This is a genomic window from Stenotrophomonas sp. FR024 (assembly GCF_047500745.2).
Classification (GTDB): domain Bacteria; phylum Pseudomonadota; class Gammaproteobacteria; order Xanthomonadales; family Xanthomonadaceae; genus Stenotrophomonas; species Stenotrophomonas maltophilia_A.
Window position 1 is genome coordinate 22,703 of sequence record NZ_JAXAXM020000016.1, and the last position, 18,988, is coordinate 41,690.

The window sequence follows — 18,988 nt, forward strand, 5'->3', positions numbered from 1 at the left end:
ACTACCGGAAGGCACCTGTAGAGCCGAGCCATGCTCGGCTCAATGCTTCCAGGGAAGGCAGCCAAGCATGGGCTCGGCTCTACATGATTGGGTCCTTCGGATCACTTCCGGGCCAGCGGTTTCACATTGTTCGCATAGCGTGGAAACACAGGCGCGGCGAACTCCCTCAGCATGTGCAGGTGCGGCTGAAGCTTGAACCTGCGCAGATTGCCAATGGCTACTTCGCCGCCGCAAACCAGCGCTGGCTCAAAGCCATACATCTCATCCGCCATCAAGTGCCCGCAAGTGCTCACAACCCTGTCGAAAGGCAGCTCTTCGGCCCCATCCATCAGATCAAAGTCGTCAAGCTCCGCGCAAGCGAAGAATGCCTTGATGCCACCCTCCTGCCGTGCGAGAGACTTGGGTCTCAAACAGTTCTGAAGAGCAAATACTTCACTGCGGATCGGATCGATGCTCACGCCAGCGCCTGATGCTTCACCGCACAGGTAGAGCCGTCCAAACCCGCTTCTGGCAAACACATGGTAGGTATCGATCAGGGGAAATGGCGTACCAGACAACCACATGTGCATCAGGCCTTCGTAGTCCTCGGGATTCACCGTCCACAGCCGTCCATTGGCATAGTTCGCCCATCCATCCCGACGCCAATAGCTCAAGAGCGATTCAGGCAAGATGCCCGCCCACTTGGAGAACGCGGTCTCTGGCACCGGATCGTGTTCAGTTGCCTCACCGAAGCTCTCGATGAAGAGCGCGAAATCTTCATCAGCTTCCATTGTCCCTCCCATCTTGGACTGTTTCGTCGGCGTGGACTGAGGCGCTCTTATATCTGGCGCTTCATCAGATTCTAAGAGCTGTTTACGACAGACCATTGGAAATTCATTCACATTGCCGCCAGCCCCGCTTGACCCGCTCTCCCGCCGCTGACCAACATGCGCCATCACCGCTGACGGATCACCGCGATGTACCGCACCCTTGCTGCCGCATTGCTCTGTGCCCTGGCCATCGCCCTGCCCGCCTCGGCGCGTGACGTCCCTACCAGCCTCTCTTCCCGGCTCGACGCCCAACTGCAGAGCAACCGCGAGCGCTACGGCATCGCCGGCCAGGCGGTACTGGTCGCACACAATGGCCAAGTGCTCTACCAGGGCGCCAGCGGCGAGCGCGACCCGGCCACGCATGCACCGGCCACCGTCGATACCATCTTCGCCGCGCAATCGATGGCCAAGCTGCTGACCAGCACGCTGGTGATGCAGCTGGTGGACCAGGGCAAGGTGGATCTGGATGCGCCGGCCAGTCGCTATGTGCCGGACCTGCCATCAGCATGGCAGACCATTCACGTACGCGATTTCCTCAACCACAGCTCGGGTATCGGCGAGTATTACGACCGGGTGGACAACCGCTGGGTGAGCAAGGGCTACACCGGAGTGGCGCCGGACCTTGCAGCAGCGCTGAAGGTGGCCGGCGCGACACCGATGCAGTTCGTCACCGGCAGCCGCGTGCAGTACACCCAGGCCAACTACCTGGTGCTGACCGCCTTGCTGGAAGCGCATTACGGCAAGCCCTACCCGGCCATCGCGCGCGAACGCATCCTGCTGCCATTGAAGATGACCAGTACCTCGTGGGGCATCACCAGCGTGCCGGCGCAGCGCGCGGCGGTGCCGTACATCGGCAAAGACGGCGCATTGCAGCCGGCCAATGAAGACCCCTGGCCGAACTACGGTTGGGGCCACGCCGACCTGCAGACCACCGTGGGCGACATGAACCGATTCCTGCAGGCGCTGGCGACCGGCAAGCTGCTGCGCACGTCCACGCTGGAAACGCTCTGGCAGCCGCAGAAGCTGAGCGGCGGCGGCAGCAATTTCTTCTCCACCGGTTGGGACACCACTCGCAGCGACGGCTACACCCAGGTCGGCCACGATGGTGGCACCCGCGTGCGGGCACGGCTGGCCTACAAGGGCACGCTGGCCAGCGGTTACTGGGTATTCGTGTACCTGACCAACGGCAGCGCCCGCAATGTCTGGTCGAGCACGCTGGTGGAGAGCACGATGGCGGTGGCCGCGCCGGAGGAGTTCCCACATACGGTGTTGTCCGAGCGACTGATCGCGTATGCGCTGGATGACAGCGCTGGCGCGGCCGAAGCTGTGCATCGCTGGCTGCGCGACAGCAACAAGGTTGCTGCCAGTGAACTGGAACGCGCGATCAATGCCGATGGTTACGCGATCCGCGAGAGCCTCGGGGCACGCAAGGCAGTAAAGGTATTTGCTCTCAACACCGAGCTGTATCCGGATTCGGCAAATGCGTGGGACAGCCTGGCGGAATGCCATGCGGCGCTGGGTGAGAAGGAAGCGGCCGATCGGCTGTATGCAAAGGCCAAGGCGCTGGCGAAGCCGGCTCTGTAGAGTCGAGCCGTGCTCGACTCCGGGACACAGAGGCAGTCGAGCAAGGCTCGACTCTACAGAAAGCGAAAGACAGTCGAGCAAGCTCGACTCTGCAAGGAGCGCGGGCGGCCATACGCGAGCGATGGGTGACGTGACGCCGCCGACCTGTTAACTTGCGCGCCAATTTTGTGGTTTACAGCATTCCCGCATGTCGCTCTCGTCGTACCGCCCCACCCCCTCGCTGCTGTTCCTGGCCGTTTCCCTCGGCCTCTCTTCCACCGCCGCTGCGGCCCCACAGGCCACCACGCTGGATGCCGTGCAGGTCACCGCTGCCGCCGATGCCAGCGCCCAGGCGCGCGAGGCGCTGAAGCGCGTGCCCGGCGCCAGCAACCTGATCGACGTGGCCAAGGCCGACAGCCGACTGTCCACCAGCGCCGATGTGCTGGCCTACCAGCCGGGTATCAGCGCGCAGTCGCCGGGTAATGAGGGCACCAAGATCTCGATCCGTGGCTCGGGCATCAACCGGGGCCCGGGCGCGCACGCCTCGGGTATTGCGGTGTCGATCGACGGCCTGCCACTGACCGGCCCGGGCGGCACGCCCTACGAGCTGCTGGAACCGCTGTGGCTGTCGCGCGTGGAAGTCCTGCGCGGCGCCAACGGCTTCGAGCGCGGTGCGTTGGCGCTGGGTGGTGCCATCGACTACGTCAGCCGCAGCGGTCGTGATTCGGCGGGCGTGCAGCTGCACTACGAAGCCGGCAGCCGTGGCTACCAGAAGCGCGGCATCAGCTGGGGCGGCGTCAGTGGTGATGTCGACTACTTCCTGGCCTACACCGATACCGAATTCGACGGTTACCAGCGTCATGCGCGCGGCGACGGCAAGGGTGCGATGGCGAATGTGGGATGGCAGATCACGCCCGAGCTGCAGACGCGCTTCTTCGTGCGCTATCGCGAAACCAACCACGAAACACCCGGACGCCTGACCCGCGACCAGATCCGCAACGACCCACGTGCCGCGAATGCGGCCAACCTGGCCATCGATGCGCGTCGCCCGCAGCCGGGAAGCACGTGGGTGGGCAACGTCACCACGCTGCAGATCGATGAGGATTCCTCGCTGCAGGCCGGGCTGGTCTATCACACGTACCCGATGGACTTGAACGAGAGCCTGTACCGCCAGCAGCTGGACTACGCCAACCTCAACGCCACGTTGGACTACCGCCACCGCCACCGGCTGTTCGGCCTGGACAGCGAAACCACGGTCGGCCTGCGCGTCACCCACGATCTGGACGCCGATGTGCGCGAGTCGCTGCGCTTTGCCAGCAACGGCTATGCCGCCGGTACGCGCACGCGTGACTTCCGCCACCACGGCACCGACAGCACGCTGCACGTCAGCAATACCCTCACCTTCAATGACCGCCTGCGCATGCAGACCGGGCTGGCACTGATCAACACCCGCCGCGATGTGCAGGTGACCTGGCCAAGCAGCGGTGGCCGCCTGCGCGACCACGACTGGGACTATGCGCCGCGACTGGGCTTCACCTGGCAGCACAGCACCCAGACCCAGTGGTTCGGCAACCTCAGCCGCTCGGTGGAAGCACCGCATCCGTGGTCGATGATCTGGGGCTCCAACCAGTACTTCGGGCCGGGCAATGGCCCGTCCACCGGACGCCAACGTGCGCCGGTGCCGATGCAGAACCAGACCGCCACCACGCTGGAACTGGGCGCGCGCGGTGACGCGGCGCTGGGTCGCTGGGAGCTGACCGGTTATTACGCACACGTGAACCACGAACTGCTGAGCGTCGAGCTGCAGCCGGTGCCGAACCTGTTCATCGCCGAGAACAACGCCAGCCCCACCGTACACCGCGGCATCGAAGCCGGATTGGACAGCACGCTGTGGCAGGCAGCGCCGGGCCGCCTGTCGCTGCGCCAGGCGTACACCTTCAGTGACTTCCGCTATCGCCACGATGCGCGTTTCGGCAGCAACCGCCTGCCCGGCCTGCCGCGTCACGCCTACCAGGCCGAGCTGCGCTTCGATCACGCGTCCGGCCTGTACGCTGCGCTGAATACCGAATACGCCTCGCGCATCGCCGTCGACTACGCCAACAGCTACTGGGCCGACAGCCATGTGATCTTCGGCAGCCGCATCGGCTACGACGCACCCGGCGGTCGCTGGCAGGCCTGGGCGGAGATGCGCAACATCGGCAACCGCCACTACGCCGCCACGGTCACGCCGGGCTACAACGATGCCGGCAAGGATATTGCCCGCTCGACGCCGGGCGAAGGCCGTGGCATCTACGCTGGTGTGCGTTTGCGCTTTGACTGATGACCGCAGGCGGCGCCGGGTGTGATCCAGCGCCGCCGTTTCAATGTCAGCTGATGCGCCACGCCGGCAGGCGCTCGCTGCGTTTCCAGATGGAAGGCGCGAAGCCGATCAGCACCATCGCCGCCAGCCACTTCGGTGAGGTAGTGAGCAGTGTCGAGGTGAGCGAGCCATCGACGGGGGCGGCCATTTCCTGCCACGGGTTGTAGCCCAGGTAGACGACGCTGCCAGCCCACCACAGCAACGCCACACCGACACCCACCAGCAACAGGGCCAGCGTGCGGCAGGTCCATCGTTGCGAGGTGGTGCCCCATTCGCGGGATACCGCCACCAGCAGGCCCACCACCAGCAGCGAAATCAGGGCCACCAGGCCGATATCGACCTTGGGCCCAATACGCTCATAAGTGCAGGTGCGGCATTGCGCCTCTTCCGCGGCAGTAGCGGCTTCGGCGCCATCGGCCTGCCCGGCTGCAGGCTGTGCCAGTGCTGCAAACGGCAACAACACCGCCAGCAGCACCATCATGGTCCAACGAAACAACGTCCTGTTGCGGTGTGCAGCGACATCCATGCGCTCTTCCTCGTCAGTGGTGGTTGACAGCCGGCCACATACCTTGGCCTTGGCGCGGATCATAGCGCAGGGTAGGCCAGGAACGAAAAACTGGGCTCGGCCATCCACATGCGCCGCTACAGCGCCCGAAATGCCTGGGCCAGACTGACCGCACCTGGTGCCAGCTCCTGTGCGAGCCATCCAACAACGGTGAAAAACACCAGCAACCCGAGCAACGGCCAGATCGTGTGCGTCACGCATACCCGCCACCATCCCTGCTCCCGCATGCCCTGCATGCGCCGGTACAGGCCTCCGGCGATGGCCGCGTCCACCAGCAGCTCAGCCATCAGCACTGGCGCCGACCACACAATCCACACGCTGGCCAGCAGAACGGTCGCCACCAGCGCGACGAGGCCGAGGATCGCGAGCAACGGCAGGCCTGCTTCGTCTTCGGCCAGGCCGGTCAACGGCAGCTCACCGGCATCGTCGCCGTTGACCCGCGCCGACTCATTCCACGAAGCTGACGCGCCGCCACCTCCAGAACGGCCACCGACGCCGCTCCACGGTGATTCCACGGCACTTCCACGAGGCGATGGGCTGCCACTGCCCACATCCGGCGACAGGCCATCCAGCACGTTGTCCCAGCGCCAGCGGATCCAGATCCACATCAGCAGCAGGAATACGCCATAGGCCAGCAGCACGGCCATCGGGTAGCGCAGCAGCATCGCGTCGATACCGGCCAGACGCAGCAGGTGCGAGGCGAGGAAACCGGCCGCACCGGTCAGGGCCACGATCAGCGCCATCTGCAGGCGCGGCCAGCCAAGCTGCTGCAGATGCTGCCGCGCGCGCACGACTTCACTGCCGCGATTAGCCGGCAGCTTCAATGGGCTGCGTGTAAAGAAACGGGTGCGTTTCATCGGCGCCGCTGGATGCCGCAGATCGTGCAGCGTGGAAGCTCGAAAACCTGATACTGCATGCGGACATCCTTGCCGGGCACGCGTAAGCGGTGGTGGGCGGATTCTACCGCGGGCAGGTCCGCTGTCCAGACGGCGGACCTGTGCCATCGATCCTCAGCTGCGGTCGATGATCCGCACGATGCGACCGTCCTCAAAAGCGAACTCGCTGCGTCCCTGCAGGGCCAGTTCCGTGCCCGCACTGGGACCATCGGGAATGTCCTGCGCGAACACGCCACGCCAGCCGATCCTGGCCAGCGCCATGCCATCCTCGAAGGTCAACTCGAGCAACCGCTGCTCGCGCTCGCGGAACAACGGCGCCGATTGCCGTGCCAGTTCGCCGAAGGCATCGATGCCTTCGGTGACCATCGTCAGCTGGCTGCCGCTGTGGTTCTCGAAACGCACGTTATGCGCCAGCACCGCCAGCATGGCGTCGATGTCGAAGCGGTTGTAGGCCTGCAGGTAGTGCTCGATCAGGTGGCGGCAGTGCGATTCGTCCATGGCGGCGTCCAGTCAGGGCCTGCGCCGAGTCTCCCGCAACCGTGCCGCCGGATCAAGGCCGCGCGGCGGCCTTCAGCAACTGCGCGGCCACCTGGTCGAACGGGGCGATGTCCTGCAGTGCGCGGCACATCGCCACCGCACCTTCCACGCTGGCGATCACCAGACTGGCCAGCCCACCCGCGGCGGCCGGATCGTGTCCGTCGGCGACGAACGCTGCGGCCAGATGGCCCTGCCAGCGCGCGAATACCTCTGCAGCTGCCGCGCGCGGCTGGCTGTGCACCGCGTCAACCGGCTCCTCCACCGCAGCGGCCAACACCGGGCAGCCGGCGCGGAAATCCGTGCGCAGCAGGCGCTCGCGCCACATCGTCAGGAACTGCTGCAGGCCCTGCACCGCCCCGCCCTTCAGCAGCTCCACCAGCAACGCTTCGACCTTGTCGCCGGCCATGTGGGTGGCACGCGCCAACAGCTCCTGCTTGCCGCCGGGAAAGTGGTGATAGGTGGAGCCCAGCGGTGCCTCGGCCAGCTTGGTGACCTCACGGATGCTGGTGGCATTGAGACCCACGCGCGCCAGCATCTGTGCCGCAGCATCAATCACGCGTTGTGGCGCATCAGAGGGACGCGGGCTCACGGCAGGCTCCTTGCCAGGACAGTCGTCATAGATTAGCGTACCGGCGATTCTATAACAGTCGTCATAACCATGAATCTCTGGTTCCGCCTGCTCCACCTGCTCCTGTGCAGCCTGTTCCGGCCCAAGCTGGAGGCCCCGTTCGGGGTCTCGCGGCTGCAGTTCCGGGTACTGCCCAATGACCTGGACAGCAACCTGCACATGACCAACGGCCGCTACTGGAACATCTTCGACCTGGGCCGGCTGGACCTGATCCTGCGCATGGGCCTGGGCCGGGTGGCGCTGCGCGAGAAGTGGGCACCGATCGTCGGCGCCGGCACCATCCAGTTCCGCCGCGAACTCAAGCCATTCCAGCGCTTCACCCTGGAAACGCGGCTGGTCGGCTGGGTCGGCTCGCGCGGGATCATGGAACAACGCGTACTGATCGGGCCCGAGCAGAAGATCGCCACCCGTGCGCTGCTGGTCACCGGCATCTACGACCGCCGCGCGCGGCAGTTCCTGGGCATGCCGAAGATGATGGAAGCGATCGGCGTGGTCGCCCCGCCGTCGCCGCCGCTCAGTGCAGCCGCCGAGGCGCTGCTGGCTGCCGATGCCGCATTGAAGCAGGACGACGCCTGAGGCGCGTCAGCCCACCTTCGGCATGTTCTTGGTCACGCAATGGATGCCGCCACCGCCGCCCGCGATGGCATCGATATCCACCTGCTCGATCACGCGGCCGGGATACATGTCTTCCAGTAGTTCGCGGCAGAATCCATCGGCTTCGTAGTCTCCGAACTGCGGCGCGACCACCGCGCCGTTGATCGGCAGGTAGTTGATGTAGCCCATCGCAAGATCATCGTTGTCGCGGGTATGCACGTTATCGCGCCCGTCCAGCGGCGGCGGCAGCGTATGCACCTGCAGGCGACGGCCATCGGCATCGGTGGCCCCGCGCAGGATCCGCAGATGCTCGCGGGTCAGGTCGTAATCGTAGGACTCCGGATCGTTGTCCAGATTGGCGATCACCACGCCCGGGCGTACGAAGCGCGCATAGAAGTCCACGTGCGCATCGGTGATGTCCTTGCCGGCGATGCCGGGCAGCCAGATCACCTTGCGCAGGCCCAGGTGATGCTTCAGCTCGGCCTCGATATCCGCGCGCGACCAGTCCGGATTGCGGTTGCGGTTGACCCAGCAGCTTTCGGTGAGGATGGCCGTGCCATGGCCATCGACTTCGATGCCACCGCCCTCGCCCACCAGATCGCTTTCCAGCAGCGTCGCGCCAGTCACCTGCGCCAGCCACGGCGCCACCGCGCCATCGTTGCGCGCGCTCTGCTTGCCGCCCCAGCCATTGAAGTTGAAGTCGACCAGGCCCAGCCCGCCCTGGTCATCGGTGACGAAGCACCCACCATAGTCGCGCACCCAGATGTCATCCAGCGGCACCTCGAGGAACTCGATGTTGTCGCGGCCACAGCGATCCTGCGCCTGCTTCAACTGCGCCGGGCGGCACAGCACGCTGACCGGCTGGTGGCGCGCGATGGTACGGGCCAACCGCGCCACGGCGGTGTTCACCGCATCGGCTTGCGCGCCCCACACCCGCGGCTGCGCGGCGAAGGCAAGGAACACGCGTTCCTGGGGGTCGTGCTCGTCCGGCATGCGCCAAGTCCCCGCACCTTGCCCTGCTGCAGCCACGCGACCCGGCAGCCCGGCCAGGCCCAGAGCAGCCAGGCCGCCAAGACCGGCGGCGCCCGCCAGCTGGGTGAGGAAGTGACGACGGTTGCTCATGACAGGCTCCATGGCCAGTGTGGGATGGGCGCTATGCTGCGCTTGCCGACACATAAGAACAATCGATAGATTCAGCCATCAATTGAACAGTTTTACTTATCTGAAATGCTCAAGCACTGGCCACCACTGAACGCGCTACGGGGTTTCGAGGCTGCCGCCCGGCTGGGCAGTTTCCACCGTGCGGCGGAGGAACTGCACCTGACCCAGTCGGCCATCAGCCAGCAGATCCGGGGCCTGGAAGCGTCGCTGCAGCAGCCGTTGTTCTTCCGGCAGGGCCGCAGCGTCACCCTCACCGATGCCGGCATCGACCTGCTGGAAACAACGCAGGCGCTGCTGCGGCAGCTGGCCAGCGGCATCCGCCGGCTCGATCAGTACCGCAAGCCCAATCAACTGATCGTCAACACCAGCCCGGCCTTCGCCCGCCATTGGCTGGTGCCACGCCTGGCCGGGTTCCACCGCCTGCATCCCGACGCCGACCTATGGCTGCTGACCAGCGAGGAAGCACCAGACATGACTACGCAGACGCTGGACGTGGCGGTGCGTGATGACCTCGACTCACAGGCGCAGTGCCAGCATCGCGTGCTGCTGCAGGACCGCCTCTATCCGGCCTGCCATCCGGCCCTGCTCGCCACACCGGCGCACGAACGCCTCACCCTGCATGGCGAGCGCGAGATGGACTGGAGCCAATGGCAGGTGCAGGGTGGCGCCGATGTCGGCCAGCGCCGCGAGGGAATGAATTTCTCCGAGCCCGGGCAGTTGCTGGATGCAGCCTGCCAAGGGCTGGGCATCGCACTGGTCAGCGAACTGCTGAGCGCGCGTGCGTGCGAACAAGGCCTGCTGCAACCATTGGATGATGCACGCGTGCGCGGCCCCCGCTGGAGTTGGCTGGTACATGAGGAGAGTGCAACCGATCCGCTGGTGATCAGTTTCTGCGAGTGGCTGCTGGCAAGCCTGCCCGGCGGAGCTACTTCTGCTGCAGCGCGCGCTTGACCGCCGCCTCGGCCAACGGCGCCATCACCGCATAGCCCTTCGCCGTAGGATGCACGCCGTCCTCCGCCAACTGCGGGTCCAGTCCGCCGATCGCATTGGCCATCGGCGTGTAGTAGTCCAGATAGACCAGCTGCTGTGCATCGGCATAGCGCTTCAATGCCGTGTTCAATGCACGCACCTTGGGCGCAGGTGCTGTGCCCGGCAGCCACGGGTAATCGCTGACCGGCAGCACTGATGCCAGCACTACGGCGATGCCATGTGCACGGGCCAGGTCCACCATCGCGTGCAGGTTGTCTTCGATCATCGCCTGCGTGGACGGGCCGGTGTTGCCTGCAATGTCGTTGGTGCCGGCCAGGATCACCACCACCTGTGGCTTCAGTGCCAGCACGTCCTGCGGGAAACGCACCAGCATCTGCGCCGTGGTCTGGCCGCTGATGCCGCGGTTGAGCCAGCCCTTGCCGGGGAAGAAACCGGCACTGCCTTCCCTGCCCCAACCTTCGGTGATGGAGTCACCGAAGAACACTACGCGTGGCTGGCCGGGCACCGCATCAGGTAGGCGCGCGTTGGCATCACGATAGCGTTGCAGCTCCGGCCAATCGGCCAGGCGCTGCTGCATGAAGCGCACTTCGTCGGGGCGTAGCTGATCGATGGGCGTCTGCAGCAGCGGGTTGACTGCGACGGCCTCAACGGCACCCAGCGGAGAAGCCAACGCGAGGCCCAACGTCACGACAGTGGCAGTGGCAAGCTCAACAGGTCCACGCATGCGGGTACTCCTGAAATCATCTTCAGCAGTCTAACGCCCCACCCTGTGCTCAGCGTGCAGCCGTACGCGCCGCCACACCCGTGACTTTCGCCGGCATCCACATACCCGGCGTCCAGTCGCTGGCGGCCAGGATCGCCTTCGGGTTGTCCTGCTGGATCAGCGCACGCACCGCGTCACGCTTGTTCTTGGCCTGCAGGTAATAGGCCTTGGCGATGCGGTATCCCACCCAGTACCCGAGGTCATAGGGTTCCTGCGAACCGGGCTTGTAGTTGTACAGCCACGGCGACAGATCGGTGCTGTCCAGATCCAGCGCGAATGCGCTTTCGATATGCACTTCCCGACCACGGGTCCAGGCCGCATGGCGCCCGTTGCCGACGTTGCCGGAAATCAGTTCGGCGATGAACTCAGCAATGCCCTCGCCCAACGAAACACGCAGCACCGTCGCATGCGGGTCGCCCGGCTCGAAGTCGGTCAGGCCGGTCTGCTGGATGTGCACGTACTCGTGCGCGATCACATGCACGAAGCGGTCCTGCACATTGGGATTCATGAAATCGGCTGCGCACAGCGCTTCCAGGCCGATGATCACGCCGCTTTTCGAGGTCAACCCTACCGGACGACCACGGCCGACGGCGATGGTCACCGGCGGAAACGCAGCCTGCGGATAGATGGCCTGCAGGTTGGAAAACACCTGCGTCAGACGTTGTTTCACCGCCGGCAGTTCGGCCAGGCAGCTTCGCCCCTGCACATACAGCTCCGGCTGGCTGGCGATGGACTCGGCAATGCGCTCGGGGGTGACCCGGCGCGCCTTGGCCAGCTCGGCCAGGCCCGCCGAACCCTCGGCCATGTAGCCACGCAACTGCGCAACGCTGGGTTTGCCACCTGCGTTGTCGTACAGCGCGTAGAAGCGGCTGACATCGTCAGTGACAATCTGCGGCCCGGCCGGTGCCGCCGCCGTGGCCATGCCAACCACCCCGGCACAGGCCAGGGCCAACAGGCCGCGCAGGATCATGGACATCGCTCCGTCCTTGGTGGAGTGCATGCGAAGCGCGCAATCTATCACTCCGGCCCGGCCGCCGCAGCAAGCAGATGCGGGCACCCCGGCGCTGTGCCAGACTCGCGTTGGCACCTGCCACGGAAGATAGAGCACCCCGCGATGATGATCGTTCCCGCCTACTGGGCCGAAGCCCGCCTGCAGGCCCGTTTCCGTGGCCGGCCGGTGGTGGTGCGCCGCTTCGGCTGGTCCGACGAAGGCCCTGCCGAGGCGCAGGTGCACGCCGACCGCCGCGCCAATGAAGCCCTCAATGCCATCCTCGCCGGACAGGTGCTGCCACGTCGCGAAGTGCGCAGCAACTACGGCGTGGAGGGCGTGCCGATCCGCGAGCAGATCGTGCTGCGCGACGGCGACGTCATCATCACCCGCAACAGCTATGGCGCACTGTGCCTCAACAGCCCGGACGTACTGTTCGCCGACATCGACCATGCGCAGCCGCCAGCCGGCTGCGTGATGCCGGCCATCGTTGCGGCGGTCGTGCTGCTTGCCGGCGCCGTCACCGGCACGCTGCTGTGGCATTGGCTGGTGGGACTGGTGCTGGGCGTGGCGGCGGTGGTTCTGGTCAATGCGGCATTGCTGATGCGCCGCAGGCAGCGGCTGGCCGCCGCCGGGGGCGCCGAGGGGTTGGCGCTGCGACGCGTGGAAGCCTTCAGCGAACAACACCCCCACTGGCATCTGCGCGCCTACCGGACGCCCGCGGGACTGCGCGTACTGGCGATGCATGCCACGTTCTCCCCGGAGGACGAGCAGCTGCAGGCATTCTTCAAGGCACTGGGCACCGATACCCTGTACGCGCGCATGTGCCGGCTGCAGCATTGCTTCCGTGCGCGACTGACACCGAAGCCGTGGCGCGTCGGCCTGAAGTACCGCATCCGCCCGCCAGTGGCCGCGTGGTCATCCGAACAGGCCAACAACCCGGATCGATTGGCCTGGATTGCCGAGTACGAAAAGAAGAGCGCCGGCTTCGCAGCCTGCGCTTATCTACGCAGTTTCGGCGATACCACCCGGGTGCATGCCAAGGCCGAGCACGTGCGCGACCTGCATGACGGGTTATCCCACGCGCAGGACCGCCTACCGCTGGCGTGAGGGCGGGTGCTCAGTCAGCGCTCTGCACGAACGGCTGCCCTGCCAGGGTAGTGCCCAGCCGCACCGCGATCTGTTGACCGTCCTTTTCGAAGGTCGTCGCACACTGCTTTCCGTCCTTCTGGCATCCGACTTCCGGAAAGCCCTCCAGCGACTCCGGCGCGCCCTGCGCAGGTTTCGCCTGCCAGCCTGCAGCATCCAGCAGGCGCTTGGCCTTGGCGTAAGGCATGCCGGCGACAATGCCCAATTGCGTCAGCTCAGCAGGAAACGACTGAGCATATGCCGTTGAAACCAGGGCCAACGACAACGTTGCAGCAAGGAGAATGGCTTTCATTGCACCGACCTGGAACGAGCGATCAGGTTCAGCCTAGACCATTTGCGTGGCATGCGAATGTGCCGGTAACACGTCGTTACCGAGTCTCCACAGTTGATTGCAGAGCACGTGCATCTGTTTACATGCGAACAGCAGCCGAGCATGGCGCGGCTCTACAGGATGCAGGAAGGCCGCCCGAAGGCGGCCTCGTGCAAAGCAGTCGAGCTCGCAAGACGCTACTTGGCGTTCTTCACGTAGGTGTCGAACCAGTTCAGCATCTCCGACACCAGCTGCTCGTTGGACTCCAGCGCGGTGTACCAGTGCGGTTCGTTCGGCAGCATCACCAGGCGGGTGGTACCGCCGTTGCCACGAATGGCCTGGTACAGCTTGCGCGACTGGAACGGTTCGGTGCCCGGGTTGGCATCGTCCTCACCGTGCACCAGCAGCAGCGGCAGCTTGATCTTGTCGGCATAGAAGAACGGCGAGGCCTTCAGGTACACGTCCTGCGCCTGCCATACCGAGCGACGCTCGTTCTGGAAGCCGAACGGGGTAAAGGTCTTGTTGTACGAACCGCTGGTCGCCACACCGGCCTTGAACAGGTTGGTGTGCGCGATCAGGTTGGCGGTCATCAGGCCGCCGTGGCTGTGACCGGTCACGCCGATGCGGTTGCGGTCGACCACGCCCATGTCCACGGCCTTGTCCACCGCTGCCTTGGCGTCGGCTTCCAGCTGCTCCAGGTAGGTGTCGTAGGCGTTCTTCGGGTCGCCCACGATCGGGAACGAGGCGTTGTCGATGATCGCGTAGCCGGCCAGCAGCATCAGGCGGTACGGCTGCAGACGGGTGAAGGTCTGCTGCGAACCGGACACCTGGCCGGCCTGCGCAGCATTGGCGAAGTCGGCCGGGTATGCGTACAGGATCGCCGGCACGCGCTGGCCTTCCTTGTAGCCCGGCGGCGTATACAGGGTGAACGACAGGTCCACGCCGTCGGCACGCTTGTAGGTCACCAGCTGCTTCTTGATCTGGCGCACTTCCGGGGTCGGGTCGACCAGTTTGGTCAGCGCGGTCGCGGTGGACGCGAACTGCGCCTCACCGGCCTTCGCATCGGCCACTGCCTCACCCTGCTGGCGGATGAAGGCGTTCGGCGGATCGATCACCGACTGGTGCCAGGTCAGGTAGCGCCCCGGCGTGTTGCTGAAGCCGAGGAACTGTTCGTAGGCATCGGCACTGCTACGGAACAGGCGCTCGCTCTTCAGCGTGCCCAGGTCCAGGCGGTCCAGGAACGGACGATCGCCCTGCGGCGAGGCGCCACGGCCGCTGAGGAACACGTGGTTGCCCTCACGGCGCACGACCTGCGCGCCATTCGGCAGGCGGGTGAACACCAGGTTGCCGGGATTGCCGTACAGCTCATCGCTGGACATGTCCCACAGCAGGCGGCCTTCCTTCTTCGGCTGGTCCACATCGACGATGCGGGTCTGCATCCAGTGGCGGTTCTCGTCGTTCTCGTACTGGAAGGCTACGGCTGGATCGGCGGTCCACGCAAACCCTTCAAAACGCTGCGCGGTACGGGTGATTTCGGTCGGCTTGCCGTTGAACGGGGCCTTCAGCATCAGCACGCGGTCACGGTGCGGCACGCTGACCTTCCAGTCGCCCTTGTCCAGCGCTTCGGCATAGACCAGGGTCGCCGGATCGGTGGCTCGCCAGTCAAAACCGCGCGGGCCTTCCGGTACGCCGTGCACCGGCACGCGATCCGCAAGCGGCAGGCTGGCGATCGGCGTGCTGCGGTCATTGCTCACGTCCAGCACCGCCACATCATTGGCGAAGCGCTGGTAGGTCACCGCATGTGAGTACGGCGCCTTGATCGATTCGGTCAGCACGTGCACGCCATCGGGCGCGGCGCTGACCTCATTGAACAGCGCAGGCTGCCCGACCGGGCGCACGCTGCCCGCGGCGGTATCGACCACGGCCAGCTGTGAGGCACCGTAGTAGGCGAACAGCTTCTCGTCATGCACGCTGGTCAGCGTGTCGCGGGCCTCGTAGGTGCTGCTCTCGCCACTGCTGCCCAGCGACTCCTGTGCATCCGGGCCGGTCGGTACGCCGCCGTTGGAAGGTGCCGGACCCTGGTTGGCCGGTACCAGTTTCACCAGCAGATTCTGGCTGCCGCCCAGCCATTGCACGGTGTAGCCGAAGATCGGGTTCAACTGCACGTTCGGAATCTGCTTCACCTGCCCGGTGGCCGCATCGCCCACCCACAGCTGCACGCTGGTATCGACCGCATTCTGGAAGGCGAAATGGCTGCCATCGGCCGACCAGAGCGCGCCGGTGGCACAGCCCTGCGGCAGGTTGACCTTGGTCTCCTTGCCGCTGCCGATGTCGACCAGGGTGAAGTCGGCCACGCAGGCCGGAATGCCGTAGCCACCGGGCGTGTCATGGCGGCTGCGGTTCTTCGGCTCCAGGCGCACGCCGGCCAGCTTCAGGTACGGCTGGGCGACGCGGCTGATCGACGGGTAGGTCTGCGCGGTGGTCAGCAGCAGGCGCTGGCCGCCCGGGGCCACGTTCGGTGCCGGCGGCGGCGGTGCCTTCAGCACCTTGAGCAGGTGTTCCGGCGGCTTCGCGTAATCGGCAAGCGCCGGGCCTGCGGCCAGCAGGCCGACGGTGGCAACGGCAACAGCCGCCGCCAGAGAGGTTCGACGGATCAGCATCCTTATCCCCTGGGTGTGAATGGGTACCCGGAATCGGGCATGGACCCGAATCTAGCACCGCAGGAGGCAACGGGAATGGGCCGGAAGGACTAGTGGCCGGATGGGGCAAAGTGCAGCTCCGGCAGGTGCCGGGGAGCTGCCGGCACCTGCCAGGCATGGCCTGGCACTACTGCTGGGCGTGCAGGTCCCAGGCGGTGAGATAGTCCGGGTCAACCACGATCATGCCGCTGTTGCTCATCCGGTACTCTCCCGGCTGGGCCGGCAGGTACTGGTCAAGCATCGGCGGCAGGTAACGCTCGTGGCCATCATTCTCGTCGGCCAGCACCACGCCTTCATCGGCACTGATGCGCAGCACCGTTCCCGCGTACTGCTCCAGTCCCTGCACCTGGCCGTCGCCGCCGTAGCGGGTCACCCCGACCAGCACCAGTTTTCCGATCATTTCCTCGACCTTGGCATCGTCCAGGGCCGGCAGCATTCGTTCGTATTGGTCGCTCATGGGTGCACCTCCAAAGCCTGCAGGATCATCATGGACAAGCCAGCCTCCGCGCTGCGAAGGCCATCGGGCAACGCAGAGGACAATCTGGCGGGCGTATGTCTGTATTGCAGGGCCGGCAAGAGCATGCCGGGACCGCATCGGGTGAACAGTGGCAGATGCTGTGGGTGGCGGCCATCCGTGCCGGCAAAGTGGCCGTATCAGACCAGGGTCAACACCACGCGTTGCATTGCATGCAGGGTAAAGCGTGACAGCTGCGCAGTTGTTGCATGACGGCCTCCTGTTGAAGGTCACACGCGAAGTTGATGCTCCATGGACCCGATGCTGACATCGCGCGCGGAATGGTCAAGTGAAGAATGCGCACCCGTTCACCTTTTGTAACGCATTCGGGTGCCTCGATTACGCTTAACCTCTGCTTCATCCGGCTGGCCCTAGGGTCAGCCTTCAATCTGCAAGGAACGCACATGCCCCGGTACGCATTCATACGACCGTGGACGCTCGCACTTTCAGCGGCCACGCTCTGCGCCTGCGCACATGCCGCCGACCGCACGCCGACTTCTCAAGGAACCGACACCATGGCCCCCGCCGTATCCGAGACCACCTCGCCCTCCCCGCTCAATGCCGAGCAGTTGCTGCTGCGCCTGCTGGACCTGATCAAGGTCACGACCTCCACCCGTGAGCTCACTGCCGAGCGCCTATCCGCGGCAATGCAGGCGCCGGCGCAGGTCTTCGGCCCCGGCCACTTCGGCTATGGCGGCACGCTGACACCGGAATGGGGCTATGGACTGGAAGTGCAGCGGGCCGGCACTGCCGACGCGCGGCTGGACCTGAACTTCATGGACACCAGCAGCGATCGCAAGGCCTCGGCTGCGGCGATCTGCCAGGTCGACTTCAACCACTTCGCTTCCGCACTGGATGCCGCCGGCTTCAAGCGCGAGACGGTGCGCGGCGAACACGGCCGGGTGATCTACGACCGCTTCGATCGACCGCAGCTGAGCATCAAGGTCGACACCATGCCCGAGAACCCTCACGCCCTCGGCGACGCCACGCATGCCTGCGTGCGTCTTGTCACCGTGCAGTAAGGGGAGCCATCAATGACGATCCTTTCCGCAGAAACGGAACGCCTGCTGGGCGAGTTCGCCGGCAAGACCGACGTCACCAGCGACCAGGTCGACAACCTGCGCAGCGTCATCGCGGGCTCGCCCGTGCTGGCAAAGCAGGTGGACGCCGCCATCGCGGCAGGCTACCTGGAACGCTTCGAACTGTTGCCCGCCACAAGCAACGCGGGTGGCACCTACGAGACCGGCACGAAATCCATCAACCTGCCCGCCAGCAGCTTGTCGACCCCGTCGGCCCCGGACAGGTTCGACGCGGCCGAGGTTGCCTTTGTGCTCGGTCACGAGATCCAGCACGGCTTCAACGACGCTGATGTCGAGCGCGCCTACGTGCAGTTCGAAGCCGACGTGGAGCAGGTCGCGGGCCGTACAACGAGCCATGATTACACCGAGGCCATCGGCACCCTGCTCGCGGCCAACCGCCGCGATGAGGCTTCTTCGAACATCGCAGGCTGGAATGCGCTGGTCAGCCAGGTACGTGCCAACAACCCGGACGCTACCCTGCGTGACCTGTATGAAGCCAGCACCCGCTCGACAGATGTCATCCAGTCGCGACCCGGCCCGCCGATCACCTATGCCCCGCACCCGGAGCTGACCCTCAATACGGACCTGACCATCTCCCCCACCGCAGCCAACATCGAGGGAATGGCCAGGCACTATTACGATCAGGGCGTCAGCACCGGCCTGGGCCATCATGGGAATTCGGACTACCAGAATTTCTACGGCGCCCTGGCGATCGGACTGGCCAGCGAATTCGAGGCCGCGAATCCAGCGCCCGATGGCGTCAGCCGGATGGAAGTGAACATGAAGAAGCTGGGCCTGGACGAGCGCCTGCTGGAGCAGAACGGGCTCAACCTCGGCGAGGGCTCGCCCCCGCGCCAGCCCTACTTCGATACCAGTACCTCGCCGTCGACGCTGCGTTACTTCGACCACACTGAGGGCACGCATACGCATGTGCCGATCACCACACAGCATGCGGTGGAGGGCGATGGCTTACCGACGCTGCTTGCGGAAGGCCGTGACCGTTCGCTGCACGAGCAGATCCGCGGCAAGGTAGCTGAGCTGGATGCTGCCAACGGACGCAGTTTCGATGCGTCCAGCGAGCGCCTGAGTGCCAGCCTGCTGGTGCTGGCCCGCGAAAACGGCCTGGACCGGGTCGACCATGTGGTGCTCAGCCGCCAGACCGAGGGTGCGGGCGCAGCGCAGAACATCTTCGTGGTGAAGGGGCCGCTGGATGATCCGGCCTCGCTGCGCGCCTCCTCACCCACTGCCGAGGCCGCACAACGCCCCGTGCAGGACAGCCTGGATACGCTTGCCGTGGTCAACCAGCGGCAGGCCGATCAGACCACGCAGGAACAGGTCCGCGTGCAGGAGCAGCAGCGCGGCGCGCTGACGCACTGACGGGGAA

At 65.4% G+C, this 18,988-nt stretch carries 18 protein-coding genes; 7 read left to right on the top strand and 11 right to left on the bottom strand.

The annotated features are described in order from the left end of the window. Window positions 1-101 precede the first annotated feature (101 nt). On the bottom strand, window positions 102-770 hold the full coding sequence (locus tag ACMZ91_RS16610; protein WP_414578171.1) for a GAD-like domain-containing protein: 669 nt from the start codon (window positions 768-770) through the stop codon (window positions 102-104). A gap of 186 nt (window positions 771-956) precedes the next feature. Between ACMZ91_RS16610 and ACMZ91_RS16615 the strand changes: the two genes are divergently transcribed. Together ACMZ91_RS16615 and ACMZ91_RS16620 are read left to right on the top strand one after the other, a co-directional pair. Continuing rightward, window positions 957-2,393 carry a serine hydrolase domain-containing protein gene (locus tag ACMZ91_RS16615; RefSeq protein ID WP_414578169.1) on the top strand — a complete coding sequence of 479 codons (1,437 nt, stop codon included), beginning with the start codon at window positions 957-959 and terminating at the stop codon, window positions 2,391-2,393. A gap of 187 nt (window positions 2,394-2,580) precedes the next feature. After that, window positions 2,581-4,692 (top strand): TonB-dependent receptor family protein, encoded by a 2,112-nt coding sequence (locus tag ACMZ91_RS16620; RefSeq protein ID WP_414578167.1) that lies wholly within the window; start codon window positions 2,581-2,583, stop codon window positions 4,690-4,692. Between the two features lie 46 nt (window positions 4,693-4,738). On the opposite strand, the gene ACMZ91_RS16625 is transcribed toward ACMZ91_RS16620, so the two are convergent. From ACMZ91_RS16625 to ACMZ91_RS16640, 4 genes are all read right to left on the bottom strand, one after another. Beyond that, window positions 4,739-5,257, bottom strand: coding sequence for a hypothetical protein (locus ACMZ91_RS16625; protein ID WP_414578165.1), 519 nt, complete (start codon window positions 5,255-5,257; stop codon window positions 4,739-4,741). 116 nt (window positions 5,258-5,373) lie between these two features. Continuing rightward, on the bottom strand, window positions 5,374-6,153 hold the full coding sequence (locus tag ACMZ91_RS16630) for a hypothetical protein (RefSeq protein ID WP_414578163.1): 780 nt from the start codon (window positions 6,151-6,153) through the stop codon (window positions 5,374-5,376). Between the two features lie 153 nt (window positions 6,154-6,306). Further along, the gene (locus ACMZ91_RS16635; RefSeq protein ID WP_049463189.1) at window positions 6,307-6,690 is read right to left on the bottom strand and encodes a nuclear transport factor 2 family protein; all 384 of its coding nucleotides are present in this window, start codon (window positions 6,688-6,690) and stop codon (window positions 6,307-6,309) included. A gap of 52 nt (window positions 6,691-6,742) precedes the next feature. Continuing rightward, the gene (locus ACMZ91_RS16640) at window positions 6,743-7,318 is read right to left on the bottom strand and encodes a TetR/AcrR family transcriptional regulator (protein ID WP_049422101.1); all 576 of its coding nucleotides are present in this window, start codon (window positions 7,316-7,318) and stop codon (window positions 6,743-6,745) included. A 69-nt stretch (window positions 7,319-7,387) separates the two neighbouring features. On the opposite strand from ACMZ91_RS16640, the gene ACMZ91_RS16645 reads away from it, so the two are divergent. Further along, window positions 7,388-7,933, top strand: a complete 546-nt coding sequence (locus ACMZ91_RS16645) for a thioesterase family protein (protein ID WP_049397600.1) — start codon at window positions 7,388-7,390, stop codon at window positions 7,931-7,933. 6 nt (window positions 7,934-7,939) lie between these two features. Here ACMZ91_RS16645 and ACMZ91_RS16650 read toward each other — a convergent pair whose 3' ends face one another. Beyond that, entirely contained in the window at window positions 7,940-9,073 is a 1,134-nt protein-coding gene (locus ACMZ91_RS16650; RefSeq protein ID WP_414578160.1) for an agmatine deiminase family protein, read from the bottom strand. Between the two features lie 105 nt (window positions 9,074-9,178). Between ACMZ91_RS16650 and ACMZ91_RS16655 the strand changes: the two genes are divergently transcribed. Beyond that, window positions 9,179-10,063 carry a LysR family transcriptional regulator gene (locus ACMZ91_RS16655; protein WP_134951380.1) on the top strand — a complete coding sequence of 295 codons (885 nt, stop codon included), beginning with the start codon at window positions 9,179-9,181 and terminating at the stop codon, window positions 10,061-10,063. Here the strand turns inward: ACMZ91_RS16655 and ACMZ91_RS16660 are convergent. Together ACMZ91_RS16660 and ACMZ91_RS16665 are read right to left on the bottom strand one after the other, a co-directional pair. Next, window positions 10,038-10,826 (bottom strand): SGNH/GDSL hydrolase family protein, encoded by a 789-nt coding sequence (locus tag ACMZ91_RS16660; RefSeq protein ID WP_134951379.1) that lies wholly within the window; start codon window positions 10,824-10,826, stop codon window positions 10,038-10,040. The two genes, ACMZ91_RS16655 and ACMZ91_RS16660, sit on opposite strands and share 26 nt — an antisense overlap. Window positions 10,827-10,875: 49 nt before the next feature. Next, window positions 10,876-11,841: a DUF2268 domain-containing putative Zn-dependent protease gene (locus ACMZ91_RS16665; protein WP_134951378.1), complete on the bottom strand. Its 966-nt coding sequence runs from the start codon at window positions 11,839-11,841 to the stop codon at window positions 10,876-10,878. Window positions 11,842-11,979: 138 nt separating this feature from the next. On the opposite strand from ACMZ91_RS16665, the gene ACMZ91_RS16670 reads away from it, so the two are divergent. Further along, the gene (locus ACMZ91_RS16670; RefSeq protein WP_180837533.1) at window positions 11,980-12,963 is read left to right on the top strand and encodes a hypothetical protein; all 984 of its coding nucleotides are present in this window, start codon (window positions 11,980-11,982) and stop codon (window positions 12,961-12,963) included. Window positions 12,964-12,973: 10 nt separating this feature from the next. On the opposite strand, the gene ACMZ91_RS16675 is transcribed toward ACMZ91_RS16670, so the two are convergent. The 3 genes from ACMZ91_RS16675 to ACMZ91_RS16685 all read right to left on the bottom strand — a co-directional run bounded on the left by ACMZ91_RS16675 (window position 12,974) and on the right by ACMZ91_RS16685 (window position 16,468). Beyond that, window positions 12,974-13,294 (bottom strand): hypothetical protein, encoded by a 321-nt coding sequence (locus ACMZ91_RS16675; protein WP_006376283.1) that lies wholly within the window; start codon window positions 13,292-13,294, stop codon window positions 12,974-12,976. A 215-nt stretch (window positions 13,295-13,509) separates the two neighbouring features. Further along, entirely contained in the window at window positions 13,510-15,972 is a 2,463-nt protein-coding gene (locus ACMZ91_RS16680) for a S9 family peptidase (RefSeq protein ID WP_414578157.1), read from the bottom strand. A 166-nt stretch (window positions 15,973-16,138) separates the two neighbouring features. After that, window positions 16,139-16,468 carry a hypothetical protein gene (locus tag ACMZ91_RS16685; RefSeq protein WP_006376346.1) on the bottom strand — a complete coding sequence of 110 codons (330 nt, stop codon included), beginning with the start codon at window positions 16,466-16,468 and terminating at the stop codon, window positions 16,139-16,141. A 572-nt stretch (window positions 16,469-17,040) separates the two neighbouring features. Here ACMZ91_RS16685 and ACMZ91_RS16690 point away from each other — a divergent pair. Next, window positions 17,041-17,547, top strand: a complete 507-nt coding sequence (locus ACMZ91_RS16690) for a hypothetical protein (RefSeq protein WP_223224724.1) — start codon at window positions 17,041-17,043, stop codon at window positions 17,545-17,547. A gap of 12 nt (window positions 17,548-17,559) precedes the next feature. Then, window positions 17,560-18,981 carry an XVIPCD domain-containing protein gene (locus ACMZ91_RS16695; RefSeq protein WP_414578155.1) on the top strand — a complete coding sequence of 474 codons (1,422 nt, stop codon included), beginning with the start codon at window positions 17,560-17,562 and terminating at the stop codon, window positions 18,979-18,981. Window positions 18,982-18,988: the final 7 nt, after the last annotated feature.

Excerpts from the sequence above, each read along its gene's own strand:
- ACMZ91_RS16610 (WP_414578171.1), bottom strand. The coding sequence starts at position 770 with ATGGAAGCTGATGAAGATTTCGCGCTCTTCATCGAGAGCTTCGGTGAG.
- ACMZ91_RS16615 (WP_414578169.1), top strand. The coding sequence starts at position 957 with ATGTACCGCACCCTTGCTGCCGCATTGCTCTGTGCCCTGGCCATCGCC.
- ACMZ91_RS16620 (WP_414578167.1), top strand. The coding sequence starts at position 2,581 with ATGTCGCTCTCGTCGTACCGCCCCACCCCCTCGCTGCTGTTCCTGGCC.
- ACMZ91_RS16625 (WP_414578165.1), bottom strand. The coding sequence starts at position 5,257 with ATGGATGTCGCTGCACACCGCAACAGGACGTTGTTTCGTTGGACCATG.
- ACMZ91_RS16630 (WP_414578163.1), bottom strand. The coding sequence starts at position 6,153 with ATGAAACGCACCCGTTTCTTTACACGCAGCCCATTGAAGCTGCCGGCT.
- ACMZ91_RS16635 (WP_049463189.1), bottom strand. The coding sequence starts at position 6,690 with ATGGACGAATCGCACTGCCGCCACCTGATCGAGCACTACCTGCAGGCC.
- ACMZ91_RS16645 (WP_049397600.1), top strand. The coding sequence starts at position 7,388 with ATGAATCTCTGGTTCCGCCTGCTCCACCTGCTCCTGTGCAGCCTGTTC.
- ACMZ91_RS16650 (WP_414578160.1), bottom strand. The coding sequence starts at position 9,073 with ATGAGCAACCGTCGTCACTTCCTCACCCAGCTGGCGGGCGCCGCCGGT.
- ACMZ91_RS16655 (WP_134951380.1), top strand. The coding sequence starts at position 9,179 with ATGCTCAAGCACTGGCCACCACTGAACGCGCTACGGGGTTTCGAGGCT.
- ACMZ91_RS16660 (WP_134951379.1), bottom strand. The coding sequence starts at position 10,826 with ATGCGTGGACCTGTTGAGCTTGCCACTGCCACTGTCGTGACGTTGGGC.
- ACMZ91_RS16665 (WP_134951378.1), bottom strand. The coding sequence starts at position 11,841 with ATGTCCATGATCCTGCGCGGCCTGTTGGCCCTGGCCTGTGCCGGGGTG.
- ACMZ91_RS16670 (WP_180837533.1), top strand. The coding sequence starts at position 11,980 with ATGATGATCGTTCCCGCCTACTGGGCCGAAGCCCGCCTGCAGGCCCGT.
- ACMZ91_RS16675 (WP_006376283.1), bottom strand. The coding sequence starts at position 13,294 with ATGAAAGCCATTCTCCTTGCTGCAACGTTGTCGTTGGCCCTGGTTTCA.
- ACMZ91_RS16680 (WP_414578157.1), bottom strand. The coding sequence starts at position 15,972 with ATGCTGATCCGTCGAACCTCTCTGGCGGCGGCTGTTGCCGTTGCCACC.
- ACMZ91_RS16685 (WP_006376346.1), bottom strand. The coding sequence starts at position 16,468 with ATGAGCGACCAATACGAACGAATGCTGCCGGCCCTGGACGATGCCAAG.
- ACMZ91_RS16690 (WP_223224724.1), top strand. The coding sequence starts at position 17,041 with ATGGCCCCCGCCGTATCCGAGACCACCTCGCCCTCCCCGCTCAATGCC.
- ACMZ91_RS16695 (WP_414578155.1), top strand. The coding sequence starts at position 17,560 with ATGACGATCCTTTCCGCAGAAACGGAACGCCTGCTGGGCGAGTTCGCC.